The 26,201-nt window shown below is 39.8% G+C and carries 38 protein-coding genes; 20 read left to right on the forward strand and 18 right to left on the reverse strand.

Annotated features, from left to right (window positions below):
• Nucleotides 1–765 (reverse strand): class I SAM-dependent methyltransferase, encoded by a 765-nt coding sequence (locus HMPREF1528_RS07780; protein WP_016479305.1) that lies wholly within the window; start codon nt 763–765, stop codon nt 1–3.
• Between the two features lie 12 nt (nt 766–777).
• Nucleotides 778–1,551 carry a phosphatase PAP2 family protein gene (locus tag HMPREF1528_RS07785; protein WP_002672639.1) on the reverse strand — a complete coding sequence of 258 codons (774 nt, stop codon included), beginning with the start codon at nt 1,549–1,551 and terminating at the stop codon, nt 778–780.
• Between the two features lie 271 nt (nt 1,552–1,822).
• Between HMPREF1528_RS07785 and HMPREF1528_RS07790 the strand changes: the two genes are divergently transcribed.
• From HMPREF1528_RS07790 to HMPREF1528_RS13080, 15 genes are all read left to right on the forward strand, one after another.
• The gene (locus tag HMPREF1528_RS07790; protein ID WP_016479306.1) at nt 1,823–3,058 is read left to right on the forward strand and encodes a site-specific integrase; all 1,236 of its coding nucleotides are present in this window, start codon (nt 1,823–1,825) and stop codon (nt 3,056–3,058) included.
• A gap of 591 nt (nt 3,059–3,649) precedes the next feature.
• On the forward strand, nt 3,650–3,985 hold the full coding sequence (locus tag HMPREF1528_RS07795; RefSeq protein WP_016479307.1) for a hypothetical protein: 336 nt from the start codon (nt 3,650–3,652) through the stop codon (nt 3,983–3,985).
• 25 nt (nt 3,986–4,010) lie between these two features.
• On the forward strand, nt 4,011–4,445 hold the full coding sequence (locus HMPREF1528_RS07800) for a single-stranded DNA-binding protein (RefSeq protein WP_009413225.1): 435 nt from the start codon (nt 4,011–4,013) through the stop codon (nt 4,443–4,445).
• Nucleotides 4,446–4,474: 29 nt separating this feature from the next.
• The gene (locus HMPREF1528_RS07805; protein WP_016479308.1) at nt 4,475–4,921 is read left to right on the forward strand and encodes a hypothetical protein; all 447 of its coding nucleotides are present in this window, start codon (nt 4,475–4,477) and stop codon (nt 4,919–4,921) included.
• Entirely contained in the window at nt 4,918–5,124 is a 207-nt protein-coding gene (locus HMPREF1528_RS07810; protein ID WP_016479309.1) for a hypothetical protein, read from the forward strand. The genes HMPREF1528_RS07805 and HMPREF1528_RS07810 overlap by 4 nt, the downstream gene beginning before the upstream one ends.
• A 6-nt stretch (nt 5,125–5,130) precedes the next feature.
• Nucleotides 5,131–5,364 carry a hypothetical protein gene (locus tag HMPREF1528_RS07815; protein WP_016479310.1) on the forward strand — a complete coding sequence of 78 codons (234 nt, stop codon included), beginning with the start codon at nt 5,131–5,133 and terminating at the stop codon, nt 5,362–5,364.
• 19 nt (nt 5,365–5,383) lie between these two features.
• On the forward strand, nt 5,384–5,599 hold the full coding sequence (locus tag HMPREF1528_RS07820; RefSeq protein ID WP_016479311.1) for a hypothetical protein: 216 nt from the start codon (nt 5,384–5,386) through the stop codon (nt 5,597–5,599).
• A 45-nt stretch (nt 5,600–5,644) separates the two neighbouring features.
• A complete protein-coding gene (locus tag HMPREF1528_RS07825) occupies nt 5,645–6,316 on the forward strand; it encodes a hypothetical protein (protein ID WP_016479312.1) in 672 nt (223 codons plus the stop codon).
• Nucleotides 6,317–6,330: 14 nt separating this feature from the next.
• A complete protein-coding gene (locus tag HMPREF1528_RS07830; protein ID WP_016479313.1) occupies nt 6,331–6,828 on the forward strand; it encodes a PRTRC system protein E in 498 nt (165 codons plus the stop codon).
• Nucleotides 6,829–6,854: 26 nt separating this feature from the next.
• The gene (locus tag HMPREF1528_RS07835; protein WP_009744763.1) at nt 6,855–7,073 is read left to right on the forward strand and encodes a PRTRC system protein C; all 219 of its coding nucleotides are present in this window, start codon (nt 6,855–6,857) and stop codon (nt 7,071–7,073) included.
• Between the two features lie 105 nt (nt 7,074–7,178).
• Nucleotides 7,179–7,352: a hypothetical protein gene (locus HMPREF1528_RS12945; protein WP_232211466.1), complete on the forward strand. Its 174-nt coding sequence runs from the start codon at nt 7,179–7,181 to the stop codon at nt 7,350–7,352.
• 20 nt (nt 7,353–7,372) lie between these two features.
• Nucleotides 7,373–8,338, forward strand: coding sequence for a hypothetical protein (locus HMPREF1528_RS07840; RefSeq protein WP_232211467.1), 966 nt, complete (start codon nt 7,373–7,375; stop codon nt 8,336–8,338).
• Nucleotide 8,339: 1 nt separating this feature from the next.
• Entirely contained in the window at nt 8,340–9,062 is a 723-nt protein-coding gene (locus HMPREF1528_RS07845) for a PRTRC system protein B (RefSeq protein WP_016479315.1), read from the forward strand.
• A gap of 2 nt (nt 9,063–9,064) precedes the next feature.
• Nucleotides 9,065–9,919: a PRTRC system ThiF family protein gene (locus tag HMPREF1528_RS07850; RefSeq protein ID WP_016479316.1), complete on the forward strand. Its 855-nt coding sequence runs from the start codon at nt 9,065–9,067 to the stop codon at nt 9,917–9,919.
• A gap of 29 nt (nt 9,920–9,948) precedes the next feature.
• A complete protein-coding gene (locus HMPREF1528_RS13080) occupies nt 9,949–10,080 on the forward strand; it encodes a hypothetical protein (RefSeq protein WP_016479317.1) in 132 nt (43 codons plus the stop codon).
• A gap of 42 nt (nt 10,081–10,122) precedes the next feature.
• Here the strand turns inward: HMPREF1528_RS13080 and HMPREF1528_RS07855 are convergent, their stop codons facing one another.
• The 13 genes from HMPREF1528_RS07855 to HMPREF1528_RS07915 form a co-directional block, all read right to left on the reverse strand.
• Nucleotides 10,123–10,404 (reverse strand): helix-turn-helix domain-containing protein, encoded by a 282-nt coding sequence (locus HMPREF1528_RS07855; protein ID WP_016479318.1) that lies wholly within the window; start codon nt 10,402–10,404, stop codon nt 10,123–10,125.
• On the reverse strand, nt 10,401–10,685 hold the full coding sequence (locus HMPREF1528_RS07860) for a helix-turn-helix domain-containing protein (protein WP_016479319.1): 285 nt from the start codon (nt 10,683–10,685) through the stop codon (nt 10,401–10,403). The genes HMPREF1528_RS07855 and HMPREF1528_RS07860 overlap by 4 nt, the downstream gene beginning before the upstream one ends.
• A 93-nt stretch (nt 10,686–10,778) precedes the next feature.
• Complete coding sequence (locus HMPREF1528_RS07865) at nt 10,779–11,210, reverse strand: TraQ conjugal transfer family protein (protein WP_016479320.1); 432 nt, start codon at nt 11,208–11,210, stop codon at nt 10,779–10,781.
• 19 nt (nt 11,211–11,229) lie between these two features.
• The gene (locus tag HMPREF1528_RS07870; protein WP_016479321.1) at nt 11,230–11,799 is read right to left on the reverse strand and encodes a conjugal transfer protein TraO; all 570 of its coding nucleotides are present in this window, start codon (nt 11,797–11,799) and stop codon (nt 11,230–11,232) included.
• Nucleotides 11,800–11,804: 5 nt separating this feature from the next.
• Nucleotides 11,805–12,716, reverse strand: a complete 912-nt coding sequence (gene traN, locus HMPREF1528_RS07875) for a conjugative transposon protein TraN (protein WP_016479322.1) — start codon at nt 12,714–12,716, stop codon at nt 11,805–11,807.
• Between the two features lie 94 nt (nt 12,717–12,810).
• A complete protein-coding gene (gene traM / locus HMPREF1528_RS07880; protein WP_016479323.1) occupies nt 12,811–14,214 on the reverse strand; it encodes a conjugative transposon protein TraM in 1,404 nt (467 codons plus the stop codon).
• The gene (locus HMPREF1528_RS07885) at nt 14,177–14,482 is read right to left on the reverse strand and encodes a hypothetical protein (RefSeq protein WP_016479324.1); all 306 of its coding nucleotides are present in this window, start codon (nt 14,480–14,482) and stop codon (nt 14,177–14,179) included. The genes traM and HMPREF1528_RS07885 overlap by 38 nt, the downstream gene beginning before the upstream one ends.
• Nucleotides 14,479–15,102: a conjugative transposon protein TraK gene (gene traK, locus HMPREF1528_RS07890; protein WP_016479325.1), complete on the reverse strand. Its 624-nt coding sequence runs from the start codon at nt 15,100–15,102 to the stop codon at nt 14,479–14,481. Before traK ends, HMPREF1528_RS07885 begins: the two co-directional genes overlap by 4 nt.
• A 28-nt stretch (nt 15,103–15,130) precedes the next feature.
• On the reverse strand, nt 15,131–16,117 hold the full coding sequence (gene traJ, locus HMPREF1528_RS07895) for a conjugative transposon protein TraJ (RefSeq protein WP_009389084.1): 987 nt from the start codon (nt 16,115–16,117) through the stop codon (nt 15,131–15,133).
• Between the two features lie 10 nt (nt 16,118–16,127).
• A complete protein-coding gene (locus tag HMPREF1528_RS07900) occupies nt 16,128–16,757 on the reverse strand; it encodes a DUF4141 domain-containing protein (RefSeq protein ID WP_016479326.1) in 630 nt (209 codons plus the stop codon).
• 40 nt (nt 16,758–16,797) lie between these two features.
• Entirely contained in the window at nt 16,798–19,287 is a 2,490-nt protein-coding gene (locus HMPREF1528_RS07905; RefSeq protein WP_016479327.1) for a TraG family conjugative transposon ATPase, read from the reverse strand.
• Nucleotides 19,277–19,627 (reverse strand): DUF4133 domain-containing protein, encoded by a 351-nt coding sequence (locus HMPREF1528_RS07910; protein ID WP_009750754.1) that lies wholly within the window; start codon nt 19,625–19,627, stop codon nt 19,277–19,279. Before HMPREF1528_RS07910 ends, HMPREF1528_RS07905 begins: the two co-directional genes overlap by 11 nt.
• 4 nt (nt 19,628–19,631) lie before the next feature.
• Nucleotides 19,632–19,898, reverse strand: a complete 267-nt coding sequence (locus tag HMPREF1528_RS07915; protein ID WP_074698907.1) for a DUF4134 domain-containing protein — start codon at nt 19,896–19,898, stop codon at nt 19,632–19,634.
• 240 nt (nt 19,899–20,138) lie between these two features.
• Here HMPREF1528_RS07915 and HMPREF1528_RS07920 point away from each other — a divergent pair, with 240 nt between their 5' ends.
• The 3 genes from HMPREF1528_RS07920 to HMPREF1528_RS11960 are packed head-to-tail and all read left to right on the forward strand — an operon-like array spanning nt 20,139 to nt 22,102.
• The gene (locus HMPREF1528_RS07920) at nt 20,139–20,810 is read left to right on the forward strand and encodes a hypothetical protein (protein ID WP_016479328.1); all 672 of its coding nucleotides are present in this window, start codon (nt 20,139–20,141) and stop codon (nt 20,808–20,810) included.
• 19 nt (nt 20,811–20,829) lie between these two features.
• Complete coding sequence (locus HMPREF1528_RS07925; RefSeq protein ID WP_016479329.1) at nt 20,830–21,504, forward strand: DNA-processing protein DprA; 675 nt, start codon at nt 20,830–20,832, stop codon at nt 21,502–21,504.
• Entirely contained in the window at nt 21,494–22,102 is a 609-nt protein-coding gene (locus tag HMPREF1528_RS11960; protein WP_016479330.1) for a hypothetical protein, read from the forward strand. Before HMPREF1528_RS07925 ends, HMPREF1528_RS11960 begins: the two co-directional genes overlap by 11 nt.
• An 11-nt stretch (nt 22,103–22,113) precedes the next feature.
• Here the strand turns inward: HMPREF1528_RS11960 and HMPREF1528_RS07935 are convergent, their stop codons facing one another.
• From HMPREF1528_RS07935 to HMPREF1528_RS07945, 3 genes are read right to left on the reverse strand one after another with little or no spacing between them, the layout of a single operon-like run.
• On the reverse strand, nt 22,114–22,665 hold the full coding sequence (locus HMPREF1528_RS07935; RefSeq protein ID WP_016479331.1) for a hypothetical protein: 552 nt from the start codon (nt 22,663–22,665) through the stop codon (nt 22,114–22,116).
• A 2-nt stretch (nt 22,666–22,667) separates the two neighbouring features.
• Nucleotides 22,668–23,051 (reverse strand): DUF3408 domain-containing protein, encoded by a 384-nt coding sequence (locus HMPREF1528_RS07940; RefSeq protein WP_016479332.1) that lies wholly within the window; start codon nt 23,049–23,051, stop codon nt 22,668–22,670.
• An 11-nt stretch (nt 23,052–23,062) separates the two neighbouring features.
• A complete protein-coding gene (locus HMPREF1528_RS07945) occupies nt 23,063–23,821 on the reverse strand; it encodes a ParA family protein (RefSeq protein WP_016479333.1) in 759 nt (252 codons plus the stop codon).
• A 573-nt stretch (nt 23,822–24,394) separates the two neighbouring features.
• Here HMPREF1528_RS07945 and mobA point away from each other — a divergent pair.
• Nucleotides 24,395–24,820: a conjugal transfer protein MobA gene (mobA, locus tag HMPREF1528_RS07950; RefSeq protein WP_016479334.1), complete on the forward strand. Its 426-nt coding sequence runs from the start codon at nt 24,395–24,397 to the stop codon at nt 24,818–24,820.
• Nucleotides 24,821–24,845: 25 nt separating this feature from the next.
• Entirely contained in the window at nt 24,846–26,183 is a 1,338-nt protein-coding gene (gene mobB / locus HMPREF1528_RS07955; RefSeq protein WP_016479335.1) for a conjugal transfer protein MobB, read from the forward strand.
• Nucleotides 26,184–26,201 lie beyond the last annotated feature (18 nt).

A 26,201-nucleotide genomic window follows, 5' to 3' on the forward strand; every position in this document is an offset into this window, starting at 1 on the left:
TTACTTCTTCTTGCATAAAGGAATGATTTCTTCAGCAACAATACGATACCGTTCTATTTCTTCAGCTGTGAAATCGGAAGCGTATTGCAGTTCCTCTACTTCAAAGCCTATACTGCGCAATTTATCAAAATAGTCTAAACCGTAGACCCTTACGTGGTCATACTGACCAAAAATACGGGTGCGTTCTTTCGGGTCAGTAATAGTGTTATCTTCAAACGTAATTGCTCTGTGGTAGTCCTGTGGTACTTGAAAAATACCCCAACCACCCTTTTTCATCACACGATAAAGCTCTTTCATAGCTTGGGTATCATCTTGGATATGCTCCAATACGTGGTTACAAAATATTACATCAAAACATTCGTCTTCAAATGGTAAAGCACACAAATCAGCTTTTACATCTGCCAAAGGAGAATATAGGTCGGTGGTGAGGTAATTGAGGTTAGGTTGTTTTTTAAAGCGTTTATAGAAGGCTTGTTCAGGAGCGACGTGTAGCACTTTTAGCTCACGTGTAAAGAAATCGGTTTCACGAGTAAGATAGAGCCAAAGCAATCGGTGGCGTTCAAGTGATAGGGTAGAGGGCGAGAGTACATTGGGGCGAGCTTTGCCGTAGCCATATGGTAAGAATTTCCTAAAAGTCTTGCCATCAATAGGGTCTTGGTATTTCTTTCCTCGCAAGTAGAAAGCTAAAAACGGACGCACCCAATAGCTCATCTTTATAAGCCAAGGGCGTGGAACTTTGTTTAATATAGTGGTAATAATAGCCATTAGAAGGTGTTTTTAGCGAAATAAGGTGAGCCCTACTCCTTTCATTTCTTCGGAATAAACGGGGTAAACAACCATTTGTATTGAAGATTTCTCTTTGCGTGTAAGCCATTTGGAAGTATATGGCAAGAGCCAATAGGCTGTTTTGGCACTAAGGATACCTATACCTGCCCCTACAAGCACATCGCCTATCCAATGGCGATTATTGTACAAACGCATTGCACCTACGGTGGTAGCTATAGCATAGCCACTGATACCTACCCATATATTCTCATCTTTGTACTCTTGCCAAAGGATTTCCATACCTGTAAAAGCGGTAGCTGTATGTCCTGAAGGGAAAGAATTGTAAGCACTTTCATCGGGACGATGTATTCTGACACTATATTTTACTCCATTTACTAAAGCTGCCGTAATGGCATAAGCCGTAGCTCCTACTATGAGTCGTTCCTTTACACTGTGCTTGGCTTTTATACCTAAATTGCTATAAGCAAAGACGCTGGCAATAGGTAGATACTGTATATAATCATCGAAGCGCAACTTCTGTCCGCCGGAATATCTATAAGCGTGTCGTTGTACATAACGATTGATATAAGTAGCGTTGGAGATAACTCCTAAGGTAATGAGAGAAGCAGGAAGTAATACCTGTTTGAGTTTAGGTTTTTCAGTAGCTACTTGCAAAGTATCGGCTGTGAGTACCGACTCGTGGAGTACTGATAAGCTATCGGTTTGAGCTTTTATAGATTGAATGAGAATAAAACAGAAAGCTACAATTAAAAGTAATATTTTCATTTTTAACAAAAAATAGAATTTAAAATGCAAAACTACAAAAAATAATATAATTAGCTCATACAAAGAGGATTAATTTTTTGACAGGAAGATAAGAGAAGACAGAGTCTTAGATGATTTGGACAGGCTTTTTCAAAATTAGGTTTCTAAATCGTTACCTAATACCTTGAAAAAATAATTTTTATTAATAGGTTATATTTCAGTGTTTTACACCTTTTTTCATATTGTACAGTAACTTGATAAAAAGTACTTTCGCAAATTAAAAAATTAGAGTATGAAAAAAGTAAAACGCTCAACTTTTAAGGTATTGTTCTACCTTAAAAAGAACGCCCCAAAGAAGAACGGTAAAGTTGCTATTATGGGGCGTATTACCATTGACAATCAGGTAGCTCAGTTTAGTACCAAACTTGAAATCCTTCCACAGAAATGGGATTTGAAATATGGCAGAGTAACAGGTAAAACAGAGGAAGCTACCCAGCTCAATCGCAAGCTAGAAGAGATTCGTTCACGTATGGTTACTCATTATGAGGAGTTGATGAAGTACGAGGGAGTGGTTACTGCTCAGAAGCTAAAAGCTACTTTCTTTGGTATAGGAGTAATGGAAGATTCCTTGCTAAAAGTCTATGAGAAGTTTAAAGAGGACTTTGCCCTGATGGTAGAAAAAGGTGTTAGAAGTTATAGTACGCTCAACAAATACGAAAATGTATACACTCATTTGAGTGAGTTTATACAGTACAAATACCGCAGAAGTGATATTTCTTTCAAAGAGCTTACAGAAGACTTTATCAACGATTTTGACTTCTATCTTAGAGTTAATAAAAGTCTTACTCACAACACAATATGGGTTTATATGATGCCCCTTTGTAAAATGGTAGAAATAGCCATAGACAAAGGTATTATCTACCGCAATCCCTTTAAGAATTACATAAGCTCTATGGAGGAGAAAGACAGAGGCTATTTGCTTAGAGAGGAAGTAGAAACTCTTTTACAATATCACCCTAAGAGTGCTTCTGTTGAATTAGTACGAGACCTATTTGTTTTTAGTTGCTTTACAGGCTTCTCTTACATTGACATCAAGCAGCTCAAGAAAAGTCACTTACAATCGTTCTTTGACGGCAACAAATGGCTTATCAAACGCCGTCAGAAATCCGATGTGCCCTGTAATGTACGTCTGTTAGATATAGCCGAGAAAATTATTGAAAAATATGAGGGTACAACTCGTACAGAGGCACTATTTCCTACACCCTCCAATGCTAATTGCAACCTCCTGATTAAAAAGATGATGAAAGATTGCAACATCATTCGTGAAAAACCTATCTCCTTTCACTGGGCACGCCATACCTTTGGTACTCTGTTCTTAACAGAAGGGGTCCCCTTGGAAAGTGTTAGCAAGATGATGGGACATAAGAATATCAAAACCACCCAGATTTATGCTAAAATCACCAATGAAAAAATCAGCAAGGATATGGAAATTGCTGCCGAACGATTAAAGAATTTAAAGATAGGATAGCTTCTCAGTGTCTTTTAAAAATTAGAAATCCATTGATAACATTTCAAAAAGAGATGTGTCAATGGATTTTTTTTGTTGCCTTACAGAAAGCTATTAGAAGAGAAAAAGACTTCAACAAATAAGGAAAAGGGTATTCGTTTGTCACAAATAGAAATACGTCATTAAGGCTTACCTATTTTCCCTGTTTTAAACACTTAAGGCACGTAATGGCGGTTCGTTGTTCGAGTGCAAAGGTATTTCTGTGTTCTTAACGCTTCTTGCAAGGTCAAGCCCGATGGGTTTTCAAAAAAATCTCCAGCCCTTGTTCGTTGTCCTGCGGGTAGTATTTTTTTGAAAAACCTTGCTGAAGCTAAACACAGACCTTTTATGGCACTCGAAACGAAACCAGCTCATTCCGACCTTTAAGCGAATAAAAAAAATGTCAAATATGAGAAAAATGTCGCTTCTTACAGATTGTTTTTTGAAACGAATACCGCTTTTCCTCCCATTGTCGAATAAAAAATTTCAAAAGGACAACCCAAAAGCCGAAAATCGTGCGTATCGTGTCCAAACAAGCCGTAAAGCCGTATAAAACTCCTAAAATGCAACAAGATGAAAAAAGAATCCTGTATCGCAACTAAATTCGTTTCTCACGAAATAAGTCCCTTAGAACATCTGAAAGACTGCCAAGTCTATCAGCTCCGTGTAAAGCTCAATAGCGGTGAGAAACTCACCCGAACAGAGAAAAATTGGATTACCCAAGCGGTCAATAGTAACTGCTTTTTCAGAAATGCTATCCCCTTATTGGGCTACCGATTTGACTTTTCCGATGTACTGAGAAAGTTCATTGTAAAGCAGTATAATACTTGGTATGAATACTATGCTATCGACCGCACCAGCCTCCGTGCCTATCTTTATGGGCGCATAGACCAAATAGTAGAAATTTAGTAACCTAATAACAAATAGAACGCTTATGAATATTGTAGGAAGACTTACCGAAAATGCACAAGTGCAAACCCTATCAAATGGCAAACAAGTCGTTAATTTCTCTGTAGCAGTGAACGACAACTACCGAAACAAAGCAGGTGAAAACGTACAGCAAACCTCCTTTTTTGACTGTGCTTATTGGCTCAGTACGGGAGTTGCTCCATACCTTACCAAAGGTACATTGGTTGAATTGGAAGGACGAGTATCGGCACGAGCGTGGCTCAATCGTGAGGGAGAACCTCAAGCAGGCTTGAACTTTCACACCTCCAAAATCAAATTCCACTTTAGTAAGAAAGCAGAAGTAACACCTAATACCTCTGCAAGTGAGACAAATAACGCAAATGCCATAACACCTTTGCCAAAGCCCCAAGTCACAGCAGGGCAAGTCGCAGAGGAAGACGAGGACGATTTGCCTTTCTAAATGTATAACCCTTTAAAATTGAACAGAAAATGAATATCAGCAAAACACCTACAACATACCTATTGGTGCGTGCCTATACCAATAGCGAATGGGATAGTTGCGACTTTGCTCTTATCGCCCTTACCGAGCAATGGCTTGAGAAAGTGAAAAAAGTAGCCCAACAAGTATCTACCCTAAAGAGCGACCCCGATTTTGTGAACCTTAGTTTCTATGAGGCAAGAACCGACTTTTATACCCTCAGCGATGAGGAACAACCCGACTTGTCCCTCTTGGAAGAACGCACTTGGGCTTTTGTGGAACTCACTGAGGAGGAATTAGCCTCTTTCAATACGCCTGAAAGTCGTTTAGAAATCTACCGAAGCATATTTACCCGATACGATGATTTCTATATAAAAGCCTATGGAAAATACTCCTCCGATGAGTATTGGACAGATGACATCCGTTTTGATGAACTTTTTAAAACCTTTGAAAAATGATAATAACAGACCTCAATGGCGTACCTATAGAGGTAACCGACCTCGATAAAGCCTTAGCGCAAGCCGATAGCTTTAGAAGGTATAAGCATACTGACAATACCCACAAGGCGTTAGACAAGAGACTAAAAGCCTATTGGCAGGACTTATATATTAAACTAAAGCAACTCAAAGAAGCCCAAAACTCAACCCTTAATAAAACCTAACAGCCTATGGAAAGCGTTTACTTAGTCTATAAGACCGATAGCTTGCACTACTTGAGTAGCCGTGTCCTTATGCAAGTATGCACAAGCAAATACAAAGCAATCGAAGTGATAAAAGCCTATTGCAAGCGGTACAAGCTACCCTTTACCCAAGACGACCTAACCAACTTGCAATGGTACGACCAAACCCAATGTAGCAAAAGAAGCATTGAGTTTGAGATAGAACCCCAAGAAGTAGTTTAACCTAAAAAAGAGTATCCCAATGAAACCACTCAAACAAACCCTAACAACTGATCCTCAAGCCCTGTCCTATATAGGGATAATCATCCGAACTTTTGAGCCACTGCACTTTATGAACCTTAGCGACCAAGACCGAGAGGCAACCCTCAAAGCCCGACAAGCCTTAGAAGCTATCGTAAAGGCAAACGGCTACACTGTGAGTTATCACACAGAAAACACTATCAAAAAAGCCCCTTAAAAGATAAGGATATAAAAACAGAAGTATTAATTTAAAAACGAAGTAATGAAGACACTTAACATAAATGTATTCCCCTATAGTGAGTTATCTATAACCTCTCAAAGAAAAGCCGTAGAACACTTTAGATACATCAATGTAGATAATGTAGATTGGTGGGAGGGTGATTTTATTGATTTTGTAGCATTATGCACCTATATCGGTATTGATGTACACCCTAAACAAATCTTTTTTAATGGCTTTTATTCTCAAAGTGATGGAAGCTGTTTTTTCTCTTACATAGATATTCCTAAAATGATAGATGGAATTTCTAAAAAGCGTTGGAGAGAAATTGCCCCTAACTTGCTCTTAGAGTTTGACAATTGCCCTATCCCTAAAAGAATTGTCAAATTAATAGAAGTTGGTGCTATTGACTACTATGCACTTACTAACATTCCTAAACAAGGTTATTATATAGATTTGGAAATCCAATTCTTTTTAGGCGATAAAACCTACAAACGTATAGAAGAAGCCTTAAAAACTCTAAAGGAATGGTTACAAGAGAGTTTAGAAAATATCAATCACCACCTATTTTGTAGTTTGCGAAATAGTTATGAAACACTTATCGGTGACGAAGCTATTGCTAATAGCCTTATTACAAATGAATATCTATTTACCAAAGACGGATATTACAGCGACTATCTAATGCAAAAAATCAATATAACAGAAGTATCAATTTAAAAAAGAAGTATCCAATGGAACCCCATTTTTTCAATCAAATTGCTCAGTTAGCCATACAAGGCAAACTACACTTAGTCATAACTCAAGAAGCAAATAGCCAGCTTGTTGTATCGGTATTGCTTGAGAATGAACAATGCTCAGACCCTGCCAAGCACCTTTTGCCTCCCTTAGTACTTAGAGGTACAGCCGAAGAATTAGATGCAGGCTTTTTTCAAAGCATCACCCAACCCTTAGAAGAAACCTCGTCTCTGCTTGTGAATATGGAGCAGTACATCGAGGCGCAAAAGCAAGCCCAAAGGCAATCAGCTATGGAGAAAGAAAAAGCCGAGAAACAACAAAAGAAATACGATGAGGCTATGAAAAAAGTAGCTGATTTAGAAGCGCAAGGCAAGTACCGAGAAGCGTGGTCAAAACTACCTCCTCCCGATGAGTTCCCTAACTATGCCGATAAAATCCGCAAAAAAAGGTCAGAACTATCCACACACTTTGCTCCTACCTTGTTTGAAGAATAAGTATCAACCCCTAAAAAAGTATTGTTATGCTCATAGCTACCCAACTGAAAAGAATGTTTGTCTTTGAAGAAAACCGACAAACTATTCACCTTGCTGACCCTAATCCATCGTGGTCAGTAGAGCAAGTCAAGAATTTTTACAGCACCCATTACCCCCTGCTCACCAATGCCAAAGCAGGCACACCTTATGTAGAGGGAGACAGCGTTGTCTATCCCTTACAAATCACAATGGGTACAAAAGGCTAAATCTCTATTAATTCTAAAGCTATGAGCCTTGTAAAACAGCTTAAAACAAGGCTTGTAGCTAAAACTAAAAAAGTTATCAAAAACTAAAAAACAACCTAAAAATGTATGCAACAGCAACCCCAACAAACCCTCGCACCCATACAAAGCGAAGCACAGAGAGAACTCTACCGCAGGTTAAGAGAGTTTTCCAAAGCAGTCCAACGCTCCAAAGACCGCTCACAGATACGTCAAGAACAGCAACAAGTAGCCCCGAAAACTCTTTTGCCAATGGTTTTCTAAAAACGACCTTTCCTCCTAAAGTGTATCACTCAAGCAAGCACATCGTTTTTAGTGGAGAAGAGCAGGCACAGCTAAAAACCACTCTCAAGTGTTCCCTCGCTCAAATGGCAGACCATTACGGCTTTACTCCTTTTCCCATAGAGCAGTACGACCTTTCTTGCGGGATTGCCTTAGCCCTTTCTTACAGCCAAGAGCAAATCAAAAAGAGAGATACCAAAGGCACTTTCTGTGAACTAAAAGTATTGAAAGCCCACAATGGCAATGCCTTTTTCTCTTGTGAAGAACGCTTTTATTTGCCTAACGAAGTGTTTTTTGTTCCTCTGCAACCGCTTTATAGACTTCTGAAAGTACATAAAAACAAACCACTTTATGAACTATTTTTATCGGTATATGCCTACCTAAACCAACGTGCTTTTATAGCAAACTATGTACAAGAAGATTGTTTTGTGGCTTATGCCTATGAAATGTTGCAAGATTGTATTAGCCAAGACTATGAAGAAATAGCGGAAAAAGACCACCTCCTGCACCTTTTAAAGCAGGCACAACAAATAGGTACTATTCTTTCCAAAAAGATACGCAACCCTTGCCATTTGGACTTTTTTCAAAGACGTATAGCCCGCTTTATTCCTAAGAATGATTTAGAAGCCGAATGCCTTGCCCTCTCTCAAGCCTTTTATACCTTGTGGCAGGATTTTCCTAACCACTCTATCTATACCCATTTGTACAGAGCAGAGGGCTATGAGCAAGGTGAAGAGGAACTTTTTGAGGTAGAGAAATACCTATCTTTTGTCTATGAAGACCAAAGCGACCTATTCCATACCTATCTTTTAGATTGGCTCAATGGAGAATACTCCCAATGTAGTGAGATAGAACTCCCTACCATTTACAAACATTTCAACAGAACAACACCCCTTACTAACTTTGATTTTGAACAACGTTTCTTTTCTCTCTTAACCGAATTTATAACCCTTTTAAACCGCATTTAAAATGAAATACACAGACCTCACCCCAGAAGTAGGGGAAGTATATCGCCCTACATCGGCACTTGTTTTTTACGAAGACAGTAACCACTACAACCCACAAAGTTATGTAGAGTACTTACACCTTGATAGCAATGGTAACCCTACAGGCGCACAACCCCTCACTCTCGACCAAGCGCAAGCACTTACCAAAACGCTCACCTGCCAAAAAGAGCAAGCACAAGCCTTTCTAATCCCTAAAGGTATTATCCCCCGCAGGGTGCTCCATCTATCCCATAAAGGTGAGGGGCAGGCTGTTTGGTACTCTAAAGAACAAAAAAAGCAGTTGTTTTTTGCATCCTCCCTTGCTATAGAAAGCAAAGAAGTAAATCTACCTCCTCTGTTGTGGAAAGCTACCCCCAAGAACCTTTGGATATATGCTCTGCCGAAAAACCAAAAGCCACACCTTAATACACCTCTGTGCTATGCGCCTTTTTTTAACGTCTATGAAAATGGCAATGTGTGTATGGGGTCAGTGCAGGTAGATGAGCGTAAAGCCTCTTGCTTAGAAGACTTTATCACCCAATGGGAAGATTATTTTTTCAATAGCTATTTTTCTCATCAATTAGGCTCATATCCTATAACCAAAATACCCTTAATAACCCTTTGGCAGGAACTCACTCAAAGTAATAAGTCTTTTCCTTGCGAACTGCTCAATCCCAATCACCTCACCTTACAACAAATCCTATAACAATGAAACAGACCCTAAACACCTCAAACACCCTCAACCCTTTCAATACCTCTGCCCAAACACACAAAGAGCGGGTACATTTTACTGATACAGCTTTGCTCAACGCTACCAATCCTATTAAAGTACATCTGATAGGAGCAGGAGGCACAGGCTCACAAGTAGCCACTGCTTTAGCACGTATCAACCACGCTTTGGTTGCTTTAGGACACGCAGGGTTATCGGTAACCCTTTGGGATAACGACCTTGTAAGTCCTGCCAATCTCGGCAGACAACTCTTTTCAGCTTGTGAGTTAGGAATATACAAATCCACTGCTCTAATAAGCCGTATTAATCGCTTTTTTGGTACAGATTGGAGAGCGCAAACACAGCTATTCAGCACTGAGACCTTTCCCTCTGAAGAAGAAACAATGAGAGGAAGTATTTACCTTTCGTGTGTAGATAGCGCAAAGGCACGCTTTGACATTGGGGAAGTACTCACTCATTTAGAGCGAGCCCATCACTACCACAACAACCCTAAGTATTGGTTAGATTTTGGCAACAGCACCCATTCAGGGCAAGTGATTTTAGGTACTTTACAAGCTATTGAGCAACCTCATAGTGATACCTTTATCCCTATAGACACCCTACCTACTGTTACCCAAGCCTTTGGAGAACTATTAACGCAATCCGAGCATAATGACAATACCCCAAGTTGCTCCCTTGCTGAAGCCTTAACCAAGCAAGATTTGTTCATTAACGCCACTCTTTCACAGATGGGAAGCACCCTACTTTGGAACTTATTTAGAGAAGGGCTCACTCCTTACAGAGGCTTTTTCCTCAACCTCAAAGACTTTCGTACACAACCCTTAGCTGTATAAACAACAACACTGACAAGCAGTTATAAAAAATGCTTGTCAGTGCTACTAACTGCCTGTCGTGGCTTAAACTGCCTGCTGGTGCTACCAGCCTTCTTTTCTTTGAGAAAGAAAAGAAGCAAAAGAAAGACCTTACAGATAGATTTTTTGTTAGTTTAGGATAAAGAGAAGCCTTATAAGAAAGCCATTAAAGATAAAAAGAGGAGCTATTTCTTATAGTTAGCCTCCAAAATCTTTAGAATATCACTTTGTTTAAAGAGAATTTTACCACCAATTTGGATATAAGGAAATAGCCCATCATCACGGTATTGCTGTAGGGTTCTTTTGGTGATATGTAGCAGCTCACAGACCTCCTTTCCTGATAGAAATACCTCGCCGTCAAATACAGGGCGGAAGTTTTTAAGGATAAAGTCCATTTGCTGTTTAAGGTTTTCAAGCTGACTTAGGTAAGTGCTTAGTTCCTGGTGTGTTTCTGTGAGTAAGTTCATCGGTTTTGAAGGTTAGAGGTTAAAAGCTGTTCTACATCACTACGCTTAAAATAGTTCTTGCGGTGGATGCACGAGAAAGGCAAGAGCTTTTGGTCTTTGTAATACTGCAGAGCACGCTTGCTAATGCCCAAAAGCAGACAAACCTCCTGAGAGTCCAACCACTTTTCTTTTTGCCAAATACCTTTATAAGTATCCATTACCACTTGCAGAGAATTGTTGAGTTGCTGTACATCTTTTTGTATCTGTTCAAAAACAGATTTTTCTATAACTACTACTTCCATTTGCATTATTTTGCGCAAAGGTAAAACAGAACAAGCCCACTTTTAGAAGTAGGCTTGTTTTGGAAGAGAAAGGAGGATTTTGGCTTTATATCTTTACTCTTTCTTCACATTAAACTCAAAATCAAGTTTTTGTTCATTGCCGAAGGAGTCGCTTATCCAAACGGAGAAAGACTGGTTAGCTTCTGAGGCAGAAGTGTAGTAAAGCCTAAACGCTCCTTTGGAGGCAAGAGGATAGACATCATTAACAAGTAAGACTTCTCCTTGTGGAGAGGTACGCAAACTTCCTTTTCCCTCATACTGAAAGTAACGAATAAAATAGCGGTTCTCATCGTATTGGTAGGGAGAGCGCAACTCACAGCGTATTTCTACTGTATCGGTTTTACCTATGCTTTTAGGCACGGGCAATACCTTTACCTCAAAAGGGAAATTTTGTTGTACGTCCAACTCTTTTTTACAAGAGGTGAATAGGCTCACACATAGCATTGCAATGAGTCCTATTACAATTTTCTGATATATTTTCTTCATCGTATTGTCTTTTTAAAGGTTAAAACATATAACGCAGTCCTACAGTAGCACAGGGACGCAGTAGCTCAAAGGAACTTCCCCACAGAGCTGCTACCTTGCCAGAGCAAAGCACTAAAAAATGATCACTTAGGTAAGTCTCTATCTGCAAACCTACCTGTGCGCCATAGAGAAAATTATTTTCATTCTTTAGCAAAGCTCCATCAGGAAGGAGACTTTTGCTATGATTGACTATCTCATAGCCCAAAAGAGCTTCTGCTCCCAAGTTCAAAGCTACCGTTTTACTGCTGTCGCTGATCAAGGCAAAGCTATAACCTCCCGCACCTATATACCTCTCAACAGGTATATTCAGACTCTTGTAAGGGTACAATCGTCTTTGATATTCAAGGGCAAAATGCTTGTAGTTACCCCTTTTAGCATTGATACTATAGCCCAACTGCACCCCAAAATCATCAGAAAAAGAGGAAGTAAAAGCCTCTGGAGGCACAACCCAAGAGAGCGAGATCCCTTTTTGCTTGGGTAACAATCGCTGTGCCTGGGCAATGGAGCCTCCTAAAAAGCACAGACAAATACAAGTGATAATTCTTAGCATTGCCTTTAGAATTTAAGGTTAAACTGTTCAATAGGGCGAGCGGCTATAATCTCCTCGTTAGTGATAAGGAACGATTGGTAACGAGAGCCGTTTTTTTCAAAGATTTCTACCCGCAAAACCTTGTCATCAGAGAGGGTGAGTTGGTCTAACATATACACCGAGCGGGCTTCTTTATGCGCCTTTAGTAGCGATATAGGTTGGTATACGCGCAAGGGCTCAACAGGCACTTCCTGTATAATGCTCTTTTTGGTGGTCTTCTTATCAATGATTTTAAAAGTGATAAAATCTACTTCAAAAGGCAGGTTAGAGCGATTGGACAATTGCACATCTACATAGAGCTTGCTATTGTGTACATAGATGCCTTTTAGTAGCCATTGTATACCTGCATTCTCCGAACCTATATGCTTGATGTAATTCTTCTTCTGATGGTAGATAGACGACATAATAATCTGTGCTACCGCAGGTGATTCCCAGCCTGTATCGGAGAAGAGAATATCCGACTTCACATTGTTGCCTTGGGGCATTCCTCTACCAAAATCAATGGTAAGAGGCTGTGGCGTGGTGTGATAACTCACCTCAAAGCTATAAAAGCCTCCGTCTTGAGTGATGACTGATAGGTTGGTGCTATCGGTAAAGTCTGTTTTAGCTGCCTTTACCCTTAGTACATTCTCGGCATCTTTCACCTTGTCAGCTACTAAGTTTTCACTGCCTAAATCCACATAGCGGATAGAAGCGGGAAAGATAAGATGGGTTGTTTGGTCATAAGCCACCTGCAAAGGATAAGGTACTACTTTTCCTAATTGTGCTAAAAGTTCCTTTTTCTCAGTACTGAGGGCTGTGTTTTCCTTTGCCTCATTCTGGGCTTGCACGGTAACAGTAAGCATTGTTACCGATAATAATAAGTGTAATTTACGCATAAATAAAATGATATTAAGTGTGTTTAATAGGTTGAAAAATAAATAATTGTGTTGTTTTGTGCTTTGTTGTGTGTTTATGGGTTTGTCTAAAAGGCTATTTCTTAGAGATAAGCAGGAGCTGATAACCTGCTTTAACCCTTATGGAAGGCTGTGCAATCTTTTTAGAAAGATAGGACGTACCTCCTTGCACGACCCCCTTGCTCAGCTCAGAGACAATTTGGTCTTTGGCGGAAGAGCTAAAGGTAAAGCTACTCCCTGAACTTTTGCTCATTCCTGCTGCTATTTCTCTAAAGGCATTGGCATCGGAAGAAGCAGGCAGGTATAACCCTTGTTGCCCATCGATGTCGTAGGCAGCTATAGAGACAGGAATTACCTTGCCCTTGTACTCTAAGGATTTTACGGTGAGTAACAATCTATCACCACTCACTTTAGCAGAGGCTGTAAGCAGTTCTCCTTTGGGAATGAGTATGCCTGCTACTCGTATAGGCTCTAAAAGTCTTAGCTGTACCCTTGAGTTTTCTCCTAATAGCTGTTCGATATGCGTACAAGCACGAATGCTATTCTTTAGGATACTACCTTGTGGCTTAAAGCTCTCGCCATTGAAAAAAGCGGTCTGTTGCTCCTTCACCCATTCTTGCAGAGCCTCCTTCTCGGACTGCTTGCGGGGCAAACGACTGACGACCTTTTCCTCTGGAGTATAGACAGGAGCGATGTTTTTACTCTGTTCTGCATTGTCAGCTTCGCTACTATTGTTTCCCTCGCCTTCTTGCGAGCCTGCGCCCCCCATCATTGAAGGGTTTTGCTGTCCTTTAGGCAAATATCTTGAAGCCATTTCATAAGACTTTTCCATCAATGCCATTTGGGCATCTATAGAGGTTGGATCTTGCTTGTTGGAGAGTTGAGACTTAAGAGAGGCTATCTCTTCTTTGAGTCGTTGTTGCTCCTCGTAAGCACTATTGTCTTGGTAGAAACTGCCTAAAGTCTGGTGAATATCGCGATAAGACTGAGCTGAACGCTCAAAGGCATTAGGGGTAGCCTTGCGATAACGCGGAGTGGGTTCTTCTTCCTCCTCGATAGCTTCGGGATATTCCTCGCCTTCGTCTTCCTGCCAATAGTCTGACAGCGCATTGAGAGAGGCTTTTTTATCAGCTTCTTTTTCTTCCAAGAGGGCTTCTTCGTAGGCTTTTTCCTTATCAGAAGGCAAGAGGGTTTCGGTAGCTTGTGGTATTGCCTCATTGATACCTACTTGTGTTTGCTCTTGCTCACTTCCGCCACCAAAAAGCAGATACATACAAGCGAGGAAGATTATCCCCATTAGGGCATAAATGACAATTTTCTTGAGTTGTTGTTTTTTAGCAAGGGCTTTTTCCTCATTGCGCTCTTGGAGGGCTTTTTCCTCTTCTTCACTGACCAAGAAACTTGGTGTAGAAGAAGCGTTAGCCTTATCTGAGGCAGGGGTATTACCGTTTTGCTCTGGAAGGGGTGTGTTCTTTTCCATTATTAAGTTGTTTAAAAATTAACGAATCCTTTTTTGGGGTATTCCCCTCAGTAGGTACAATAGTCTTGTTGTCAATATGCTGTATGGCAGGGGCTTCGCCTTGGTGGTACTCTTGGTAAGCGTGCCATAGTATAAAAAGAGTAAGTAGCGAGTAGACTGCAAAGGCTAAGAGTACCAAGCGTTTTCTTTGTGAGGGTGAAAGTCCCTGGCAATAGCTTTGAGTTTGCTTTTTTAGAGAATGTATCTCTCTTTGGATTTTGGCTATCATCTCTCTACGGTTCTAAGGTCTTTGTTTTCTATTACATTGAACTGTTCGATGATAAATCCCTGAGGGTTGTTATCAGAACGCACGGAGTTAATCAACCTGCAGGAGGTAATAAGACTCCTTTCGGTGATGTTGCTGGCGCGGGTGATGAACTGCTTGGCAAAGGTTTCCACCTGATAAGGATAGTTATTAAAGTTACAGCGCACGCTGTCGATGACTACCCGTTGGAGGATATTGCCAGAGATGATGCGGTTGTAATAGCCTTTTTCAGCCAAATCTTTATAGTAGTTAAAGGCAGATTTATCAGCCATAAAAAAGGCACGTTTGGTATTGTCTTCAATTGCTTTTTTATCTGGGGCTAAGTTGAAGAAGAGTTCGTGAAACCTGCGCACGTGTTCTTTAGCCTCGACAGGGCGATTGATTTTCTCATCTTGAGAGAGTGCCAGCATTAGTGATTTACCGTTGTCTAACACATAGATTTTCTCGCGCTGTTTCTCGGCAAAGTAATAGGCATAGCCTACAGCGAAGATACTCACGCCTGAGCAGAGCACAGCAAAGGCTATGGCATACATACGGATTTGTTTGAATCCGTTTTCGATGTTTCTAAAGATTTTAAATTCCATTAATTTTAGTATTCAATTAGACTTGTTTTTACTTCATTAACCTACCTGTAATATTACCTGAAAGAGAGCCAGCTCCTGCACCTGCTATATTACCAGCATTAGAGGTAGCTTGGTTTACATTTCTACCATAATTACCCATACCTCCTGCTTGTATAATCCAACCTGCCACAGTAGGAATGGTAAAATAGCCTATGATACCAATGACCATAAAGATAATGTAGGCTGTGTTGGTAGTATCAGGAATGAAACTTGGGTCAGAGAGTTGTTCGATGTCTCGTTGTAAGATAAGGGATTGGATACGTGCTAAAATAGCACTGAACAAATCGGATACAGGAAGCCATAGATAGACACTTACATAACGAGTAACCCATTGTAGTAAGGTAGATTGAAATCCATCCCATACCGAAATAGCAAAGGCTATAGGTCCTAAGATAGACATCACCACAAGAAAGAAAGTGCGTATGGTGTCAATCACTAAAGCGGCTGCTTGAAAGAGCATTTCGAGTAGCTCACGAAACCACGATCGGATGCTTTGCTTGAGGTCATACATCCCTCTTTCAATGTACATTCCTGCCATTACAGCCATATCTTCGGGCATCCAACCTAATTCATCAATCTTTTTGTCAAACTCTTCATCTGAGACAAGGTAGGCAGTTTCGGGGTTACGCAATTGTGCTTCTCGCTCTAATCGGTCTTTTTGCTCTTGTAGTTTGTGCAAATCGAGTGTTTGTCCTTCTAAGATGCTATGGGTACCCGTTACCACAGGGCTTAACACTGTATTCATTGTTCCTAACACCAGAGTAGGGAAAAATATCACACACAGCCCTATGGCAAAGGGACGGAGCAAGGGATACACATCCACAGGTTCGGCACGGGCTAAGGCTTGCCATATACGCATTGCCACATAGAACAGTGCCCCTAAGCCTGCCAAGCCTTTGGCTATGGCAGACATCTGAGCTGTTAGGGGCATCATCTCATCGTATAAAGTACGGAGTATTTGGTGTAGATTTTCCATTTATCAGTTTTTACCAGTATTTGAGTTCTGTTCCATAGAGTGAGAGTACCTTTTGCGCATCGTTTTGCTTCTTAGCACGTAGGTAGCTTACCGAGATGTTCTTCTGGGTGTAGTAGCGTACTAAGTTATAGTACTCTTTCACTTCCTTATGCACCTTGTCGATAATGTCCATACGCTCTTTGTCGTTCATAGAGAGTGAGGAGCTATTGACGATTTGTTGCAGGTCTTTGAGCAGCTTAGAACTTTCGCCCAAGAGCTTGGAGTAGCCATTGGCAATAGCCGACAACTCTTGAGAGGAGAAGTTAGGGTCTTGGCTCATCTTCTTGAAGTTGGTTACATACATCTTGGAGATGTCGCCCACCAGTAGCACCGTTTCCTGTACCTTGCGGGCATCTTTTACCAAGTTACTTACCTTTTTCAGAGCATCGTAATACTCCTTGCCTTGGTTGTAGAGCTTCTCCACCTCTCGGAAGTTGTTGAGCATATTCTTAGCTGTTGAGGAGGTTTGCACTATCTGCTGGGTAGTGTTGATAATGCTCTGGGCAAAATTAGTCGGGTCAGTTACTACCCATTGTGCGCTTAGTTTTGGGCTTGCCAGCATAGCTATAGCAAAAAGCCCCGTTAATAACATTTTCTTCATTGACTTTAATTATTATGATTTACGTATGATTATTAGTTTATTACAGTCCATTAGCCATTTGTACGATGGCTTTTTCCAAATTGCCGTCTAACTTCTCGGAGAGTTCCATCACTTGGTGTTTTTCACTCTCTTCGGTGGTGTAGGCAAAATATTCTTCTCGGCTTACTTCTGTAGCATACACCGCAGAGTGTGTACCTCCTAAGCCTATCCACACTTCTTTGTATTTGCGACGAGAGTCGTTGGAGAGATTGATAGATAGGATTTGCGACTTCTCTTTCTCGGTAAGCCCTAACATCGCTTGGATAGCATCGAACTTGTTCATATACTTGCGCTGGTCGAGCAATATCTTGCAATCGGAGTTGTTGATGATAGATTCCTTCACGATAGGTGAATGAATAATATCATCTACCTCTTGGGTTACAATCACTGCCTCTCCAAAGAACTTACGCACGGTTTTGAATAGGTACTTGATGTACTCTGCCATTCCTTCTTTGGCAATCGCTTTCCACGCTTCTTCGATGAGAATCATCTTGCGGATCCCCTTCAGACGCCTCATCTTATTGATAAACACCTCCATAATGATGATAGTAACCACAGGAAAGAGTATGGGGTGGTCTTTAATCGCATCAATTTCAAAGACGATAAAGCGTTTGGAAAGCAGGTCTAATTCCTTATCGGAATTGAGCAGATAGTCGTATTCACCTCCTTTGTAATAAGGCTCTAACACATTGAGGAAGTTAGCCAAGTCAAAGTCCTTTTCTCTTACCTGCTTCTCTTGTAGTATGGCTCGGTAGTCATTCTTGATATACTCATAAAAGCCATTGAAAGAGGGCGTGTGCGAGGGATTGTCTTTTACCAATTGCAGGTAAAGGTTCACTGCATTGGAAAGGGCTACCTCTTCCGCACGTGTAGGAGGCTCATTGTCTCGCTTCCAAAGGGTGAGTATCAGTGTTTTGATACTCTCTCGCTTTTCGATGTCAAACACTCCATCATCAGTATAAAAAGGGTTAAAAGCAATGGGATTGTCTTCGGTATAAGTAAAGTAAATCCCATCTTTGCCTTTGGTCTTGTGGTGAATAAGCTCACAGACCCCTTGGTAGGAGTTCCCTGTATCTACTAAAACGATATGCGTACCTTGTTCGTAATACTGCCTCACTAAGTGGTTCGTGAAGAAGGATTTGCCACTACCCGAAGGTCCTAAGACGAACTTATTACGGTTGGTGATAATCCCTTTCTTCATAGGTTCATCAGAGATATCCAAATGGATAGGCTTGCCTGTGAGCCTGTCGGCCATCTTAATGCCAAAAGGACTGGAAGAACTTTGATAGTTGGTCTCCTGAGTGAAAAAGCACAAAGCGGGCTCTATAAAAGTATAGAAAGTCTCTTCACTGGGGAAGTCAGCTGCATTGCCAGCTATACCTGCCCAATAGAGAGTTGCCGTATCAATGGTGTTATGGCGAGGCTTGCACTCCATTGAGGCTAAAGCACTACCCACATCGTTTTTAATGCTCCTAAGCTCTTGTGGTTTGTCCGACCACGCCATCACATTAAAGTGCGCTCTGATAGAGGAAAGTCCGTAAGAGTGTGCCTCATTGAGGTATTGCTCTATCCATTCTTTGTTGATTTGGTTGCTACGGCTGTACCTTGAAAGCGAGTGCATATTGCGTGCTGACTTCTCAAACTGTCTGAGGTTCTCATCAGAATTGTCCAAGAACAGATATTGGTTGTAAATATGGTTACAACTCAGTAGCAAGCCCACAGGGGCTGCAAACGACAAACGGCAATCGCTCTTATCGGTAGAGAGTCGCTCGTAACGGCTATCGGCTTGTACCTTAGAAGGCAAGTCTTCTGTATCTGATAAGGTATGCACACAGAGTCTTTGGTTACCAATGCGCATTTGCTCGGCAGAGAGGCATATATCTTGCAGGCTCTCTTTCTCATCGGTGGAAAGGCTGAGATACTGCTCAAAGAGTCCCTTTTTGTGGGGAGTGCCTATATAGTCCTCTGTTTTGAGCTGGCGGAGCTTTATCAGGTTAGAGTCGTTTAAAATACGCTCTAACTGCGCTACCGCTTCCAAAAATTGAGTGGCGTGTACTCGGTTAGTGAGCTCCTTAGGCAAGAAGTTTCCTTTGCAAAGGGAGGAAAAGTTGCTTTGGGCTCTCATTCGGTTTTTAGTGGTTTGGGTGATAAATAGGTAGCATCTGTGATTTAAGAACGGACGTTCGTTAAAATGCTTTTCGTACGAATGAGAGAGAAAACTCAGGTTCTCTCCTTGCAGTTCAGGTTCGTATTGTTCCTTGATAAACCAGTCCTGTTTGTGGATAACGGTATACTGTGGCAATACTTTGATAGCCTTATGCCAAAGTGAGTGGAGTATCTCATAGTCCTCACCCGAAATGGTAAAGAGCTCTGGGAGCTGCACCTCGAAGCCGACGCTGATGTCGGCTTCTTTGGTGAGCAAGCAGTCTTGTTCTATAGCAAGAATAGGGAATTTACTCTCTAAGGTGTTGATTTTAGAACTATTTCTCATTGAGGGTTGTTTTAGGTTTAGGGTAACGAATAAATTGGCGTGGTGATCTTTGGTGACGTAGGTATTTGGGGTGGCGTTTGCGAGCTGCTTGTTTCATCAGGCCGTGTTCACCGTATTTCTGGTTTAGTGAAAAAGTCTGCCAAACCACAAGGCTGACCATACTAACGCCTACCCCCAAGCATACAAAAGAATTGACTCCTACCGTGTAGAGGATCATCACCAAGATAAGCACCGAGAGCAGTCCCCCTGCAAAGATGAAGAGGTACTGCGCTTTGAGTCCTTTGAACTCTACACTTCTGCCGATGCCTTTGTTGATAGAATAGCTGTTTTTTGTCTCCATAAGTTTATAAGAAGAACGAACGCAAGATAGTAGCCGCTACAATTAGGAAGATACAAGCCCCAAACCAACTGGCAGCCGTTTTGCTGGTATCGGGGTCACCGCTACTAAACTTGTTATATACCTTCACCCCACCGATGAGTCCCACCACAGCCCCTATGGCATAGATGAGTTTGGTAGCAGGGTCAAAATACGAGGTAACCATACGGGTAGCTTCGTTGATACCTCCTACACCATTGCCCTGAGCAATGGAAAATTGTGTAACTCCTATCATCGTCAGCAGAAGGAGCCGTTTTAGAATTGATTTTCGCTTCATTGATAATCTGTTATTTTAAAATTTGGTGCAAAAGTAAAGGAAGATAAAGAGCTGGGGGCAAGTGTGGTAGTAGGTGGCTGAAAATGGCGGGGAATGGCTTGTTGTTTATGATACTTAAAACATTTTGGTAAAGAAATTACAATTTGTTTGTTGTTTAAGTTTTTTTTCGTAGTTTTGCAACGAGAATAAAATTAAATTATGGGATACCATCTTATAAATTTGATAGATGGGAAGTTAGAGCATTGCTTTAAAGAAACTTATGAAGAGTTGGTTTACGAGGATGCAATAACAGAAAATACTATTATTTATCAGGGAGAGGAAAAATGGAGACCTTTTAAAATTTCTGAAAGTGAGATATATAAAGCTCTTGCAAACGAAGATTTTAGAATAGGTATAAGGGCTCAACATCTTTTCAAAAAACAAGCTGACAAAGAAGGTTTTATACTTGAGGATTTAAATCAAAATCAAGAAAGTTTTAAAATATATACTAACAATGTTGATAAGCCTATAAAACGAGGAGACTATTTAGTTAGAAATTTTGGTAATATAGAAATTGATGTAAAATGTAAAACCTTTTATAAATTCGATAGGACTCCAAGAGAAACTTTCTTTTATTTTGAATGTGATAATTTATCAAAGCATTTAAATATGCAATCTTTTACCAAAACTCCTATTCTAATAGCCATATATGAAAGAAATCAAAAAGATAAAGTTCAAATAAAAGAAGATATAATACATTTTATTTCGATAGATGAGATAGAAAGGTTAAAAAGAATTCTTCAAAAATCTATTCATTCTCAATATATGATACCTACAAAATATTTACATCAAGGATTTAACTATATAAAAGAAATTTTTGAGAAAATTTAAGTTTTTTTAAATTTATAATATGAATATTGTTGAACGTTACATTGATAATTTAACAGAAATAGAAAGAAAATATAGCCCTAGACAATTGTTTTATGAGGGGAATTTTTCTCTTTTGGAAAAAGGAAGGAGAGTTTCTGTTGTTGGTTCAAGAAATGTATCAGAAGATGGTATTAAAAGAACAAGTAAAATTGTAGAAATTCTATTAGAAAATGATATTATAGTAGTAAGTGGATTAGCATTGGGAGTGGATACAGTAGCCCATCAAAAAACCATAGAAAAAGGAGGAAATACAATTGCAGTTATAGGAACTTCTTTGAACCAATATTACCCAAAAGAAAATAAACTCCTTCAAAATAAAATAGCTACAGAGCACCTTTTAATATCTCAATTCCCTGAAAATTATCCTACTTCACTTAAGAATTTTCCAATTAGAAATAGAACAATGGCATTAATAAGTGATGCTACTATTATTATTGAAGCCAGTGAAAAAAGTGGAACAAAACATCAAGGATGGGAAGCCTTAAGATTAGGACGTAGTGTTTTTATTTTAGAAAATGTTATAAAAAATCCAAATATTACTTGGGCAAAAGAGATGTTGAAATATGGAGCAGAAGTATTAACAAGAGAAAATGTTAATTTTCTAATAGAAAATATTCCGTTTTTAACTACAAGAGAAGTCAATTATGCATTTTAAATATTTTACTTTTTTAATATATTCTCCTAGAGGTCAATCAGAAAAAGCCTCCCAATCACGAATCTTAGCAGGAAAATGTAAAAATGGTGATATTTTATTTGCAAAATCATTAGCAGATGAAATTATAAAGGAAGGAAAACAATCTTTTTTTAAGGATACTGTTTTAATTCCTGTTCCTCGAAGTGCTCCTCTTACAAAAGGAGCTGTTTTCCCAACAAAAGTATTGGCTGATATATTTGTAGTGAAAGGATTAGGTAATGGAGTTCACGAATGTATTCAAAGAATAAAATCTATTCCTAAATCAAGTAGTCAATATTCAGCAGAGACAAGAAATTCAGTACAGACTCATTTAGATAGTTTAGCTGTGAATAATATTATAATTCCAGAGACAAGTATAATTATTATTGATGATATTTTAACACTTGGACGAACTTCTATGGCTTGTGCTTTAAAGTTAAGTGAAATTTATTCTGAAAAGGAAATAAAAATATTCTGTCCTTTTAGAACAAGAAGCTTTGAAGATAATAATATCTTAAAGGATATACGCTTTGGAGAAATGAAGTTGTCAAATAGTGGAAAAGTTGTTCTTCCTGACTAATTATTCTCCCCTCACACAAACTTCCTAATATCAAACTCCGTTTTACTCTCTACAGATTTAGGCAACACCTTCTCCAAGAGCGCACTTACTTTAAGAGTCGCTTGGGGCAAGGCTTTTTCTATGGCTTCCAATAAACTCGTGCCCTCTACTTTTTGTAGTAGCTCTATGTTCTCGGTGGTAACCTCTTCTTTGTCCTCAGAGAGGAAAGTAGCTACCATTTCCAAGTCCTCAAACGAAAGCCCTGTGGCAAAATCATTGTCCTCTGCCTCTGTGCGATAACTGCACAAATCCTCTTCCTCATCTTCAAGGTTTACGAGAGGTTCCTCATTCCATTCTGTCAGAATATCCTGTTGCTCCTTTTCTGTTAAGGGAATAGCTGTAGAGACTACCTTTGCAGGAGGCACAAACCTACTTTCCCCCATTACCGAAGTTGAAAGAGCTGGTTTGGGTATAGGAGTAGCTTTAGGTTGGGCAGCTCTCTTTTTAGAAAGTGTTACAGGCATTTTGTCCGATAGCAACAACAAAATCACCACGATAAGTAGTAAAATGATAATCTTTTCCATTGTTAAAATATAGGTTTGTATTTCTGTTCGAAACTCTGTGTAATTTCCTCTTGGTACTGCTCGAAATGCGCTTTAAGTACATTGTCTAAATAGTTATATAGACTGATCTTGTCTTCTCCTATCACCTGTACAATACGGGCTATCCGCTGGTGAAACTCAGGGCGTATATACACCGATTTTCCTTCCCTTGCTGAAGTCTCTCCCTGCTCAAAAAAATAACTTTCATACTCATAGAGTTCTGCCTTTTTCTTTTTGGTAGGAGCTGGTTTCTGGGGTGCTTTCTCTGTCTCTATTGGAGCTGTAGCAATGGCAGGAGCAGGCGTGGGTTGCTTGCCTGCCATTAGCTCCATTAGTTCGTTTTCGTCTATAGGTTTTATTGTCTTCATATCTTTAGGTTTTACTGAATAATCTGTACCAACTCATTAATAAAGTCGTCCAAATGACAAGCACTCATCAACTTCTCATCAGCAGGCATTAAGGTAGAACGGAATACCAATCGTTGGTTTTCTGTGCCATCTTTTCGGAAACGCTTACTATCAGAGATGTAGGCTTGCATTAGGTTCAAACCTAAATCAGCGATCACTTGCTCGTAAATCTTGTACAAAGGCGATTTTTCTCTCCCATCTACCTGATTCCAAAACAAATGCACGCTTTTAATAGTACTTTCGGTATTCTTAGCGATGATATTGGAAAGTACCTCAGTAAAACTCAAAGTACTTTCAATCACCATTCTATCGGCAGTGATAGGTGAGAAAATGTGATGCATTTGAGCTAACAGGGTCAATATCCCTGCGGTGTTTACTGTCCCTGGCATATCAAAGAGGATAACCTCTATAGGGAAAGGTGTCTCTGCAATGAGCTGTTGTGCCTTTTCAAGGGCTTCATTGGGCTTACATTGTATTATGGGGTATGCCTTTTTGTTAAGCTCACTAAACTGTCTATGAGCAGCTTTCTTAAAATGCTCGTTGTTCATCACTGTTTTGAGATCTTGTTCTCGCATTCGGTGTAGGCTGTATTGTGGATAATCACAATCCATCACCGCTACATTGTAGCCCATTCGGTAATGTAGCAAGCTGGCTACTAAGGTGGTAAAAGTGCTTTTTCCTACCCCTCCTTTCTGGGTAGAAAAGCTAATGAATTTTGTCGTTGATGTCATATATATATGTTTAAATATGTTTGTAATTCAGTGAGTATATAAGTGCATAGCTATTCAAATACAACTATCTGTAATTAGCCAATTATCTAACTACCTCTATAAGTAAGTATTTACTCACATAAGTAATTGGCTAATTATCTAATTACTTGCGTATGTACATACTTCTGTAGCTTTATAGCTTTGTAGCTACATAGCTACCTAATTGCATTTTTACTTTCGTACATACTTGCTTTGGTATGCAGGTGCAAAGGAACGTACAAATATACATATAGTCTTATGTAGGGTTGTAAATGGCTTTGTAAGGAAGTGATTGGCTTTGTGTTATATACAAATCCTTTGCTAAGAAATCACTTGTTTTGCACCCTGAAATCATTTTACCCGCTCGTAGTGTTAATTTCTCTCTTTATGGCTAATTAAAATTCGACCGTTAGGGAGAATTTTCTGTTCACCCGAACAGAGCAAGTTGTGTTTTGAGGTACGCATTAGGCGTGTAGGCACCTCAAAACCACTTGCCCTTGCAGGGAGCTTAAAACGCACTCCGAAGTCGTGGTTTTTTACTAACACTGAATTTATATGACCTTACAGAAAACAACTCACAAACACTCGACAGGTAGGAATAAAAAGATAAATCCTGCTTCTTTTAGATATGTTTTTCGATTGAATGAAGAAGAAAACAATCAGTTTCTCTCGCTTTTCGAGCAATCAGGAATGAAAGTCAAAGCGCATTTTATCACCTCTTTGCTTTTTAACCGAGAGATAAAAGTGGTGAAAATTGATAAATCTGCTTTAGATTATTACACCAAACTCACTGAACTCTATGCACAATTTCGTTCGGTAGGGGTGAATTACAATCAGATTGTAAAGATACTCTACCGCAATTTTTCGGAGAAGAAAGCGGCTGCTTACCTCTATAAATTGGAGAAAGAAACTACCCAATTGATTGCTATCTGCAAACAAATATTAGAGCTTTCTCAGCAAATAGAACAAAAACTAAGGTAGTTTTTAAGACGCAAAACAGCGAGTTATGATAGCAAAAATACATCGAGGAGCGCAGCTGTTAGGGGTACTTTTGTACAATCACAACAAGGTAGCTAAAGGACAAGGAGAGGTATTATACGCTCAAAAAGTGATACAACCTCTGCAAGGAAGTGTAGGCATTTCGGAAGTATCTCGTTCCTTTGCCTCTTATCTCTATGCCAACATAAGGACAGAAAAACCTATCCTACACATCTCCCTCAATCCCGATCCTAACGATAAGGTAAGCGATGAAACCTTTGTAAAGTTGGCTACTGACTATATGCAACAGATGGGCTTTGGCAACCAACCTTTTGTGGTTTACAAACATTCAGATATTGAGCGCAAACACATTCACATTGTATCGCTGGGAATAGATGAGTATGGCAAGAAAATCCCTGATGCTTTTGAAAAAATACGCTCAATGAAAGTATGCCGAGAGCTGGAAACAAAATACCAACTTATCCCTGCTATCACCAATGATTCACAGCTAACAGATGATGAGCTCTTGCCTTTGTCTAAATTAGTCCCCTTAGATTACCGACAAAACGACCTTAAAAAGCAACTGATTCATACTGTAAAACAATTGCTAAAACACTATCATTTTACCTCGTTAGGAACGTTCAACGCCTTGCTCAATCAGTTTAACATAGCGGTAGAAAAGGTAGAAGGCGAACTGCAAGGCGTTCCTAAAAAAGGTTTGGTATATGTGGTATTGGATGAAAATGGCAATAAGGCAAGCCATCCTTTTAAAGCCTCCAAGATCGGCAAAACACTATGCTTACCTTATATCGAAAAACATTTACAAAAAGAACACGATTACTTAAGAGGACAAGACACCACTTCCTTAAAAACGCATATAACCTTTGCCAAAGAAACAACTCATAGTAAAAGTGAATTTATTCAAAAACTAAAAGCTAAAGGTATTGAGGTCGTCTTTCGTGAAAACAAAGAGGGGAGAACCTACGGAGTAACCTTTATTGACCACAACAGCCGATGTGTGTATAATGGCTCTCAGCTGGGGAAGGAGTTTTCTGCCAATGTTTTTCATCAGTGGTTAAAGTCGTTAGAAGAGCCTGCTCCTGCTTTAACCTCTGAGGTAAATATGTTGTCTGTAACTCCTTATGCAAGTAAAAATCATAACAATACTAGCACTGTTGAAGAGGATACTTTCTCTGATACTTCTTGGACACATTACCAAGAGGATTTTGGCAAGGACTCAGCCTTAAATACTTTCTTTACTCTTTTCTCTTTGGATGATCAAGGGGTAGACTACGAAGAAGAGGATTTTACCAGAAGAATGAAACGTGCTACTGCCAAACGGCGAAAAATAAAAACTCAATCCTAAATGTAGTTATACTAAGTA

Source organism: Capnocytophaga sp. oral taxon 336 str. F0502 (assembly GCF_000411575.1).
GTDB classification, from domain to species: Bacteria; Bacteroidota; Bacteroidia; order Flavobacteriales; family Flavobacteriaceae; genus Capnocytophaga; species Capnocytophaga ochracea.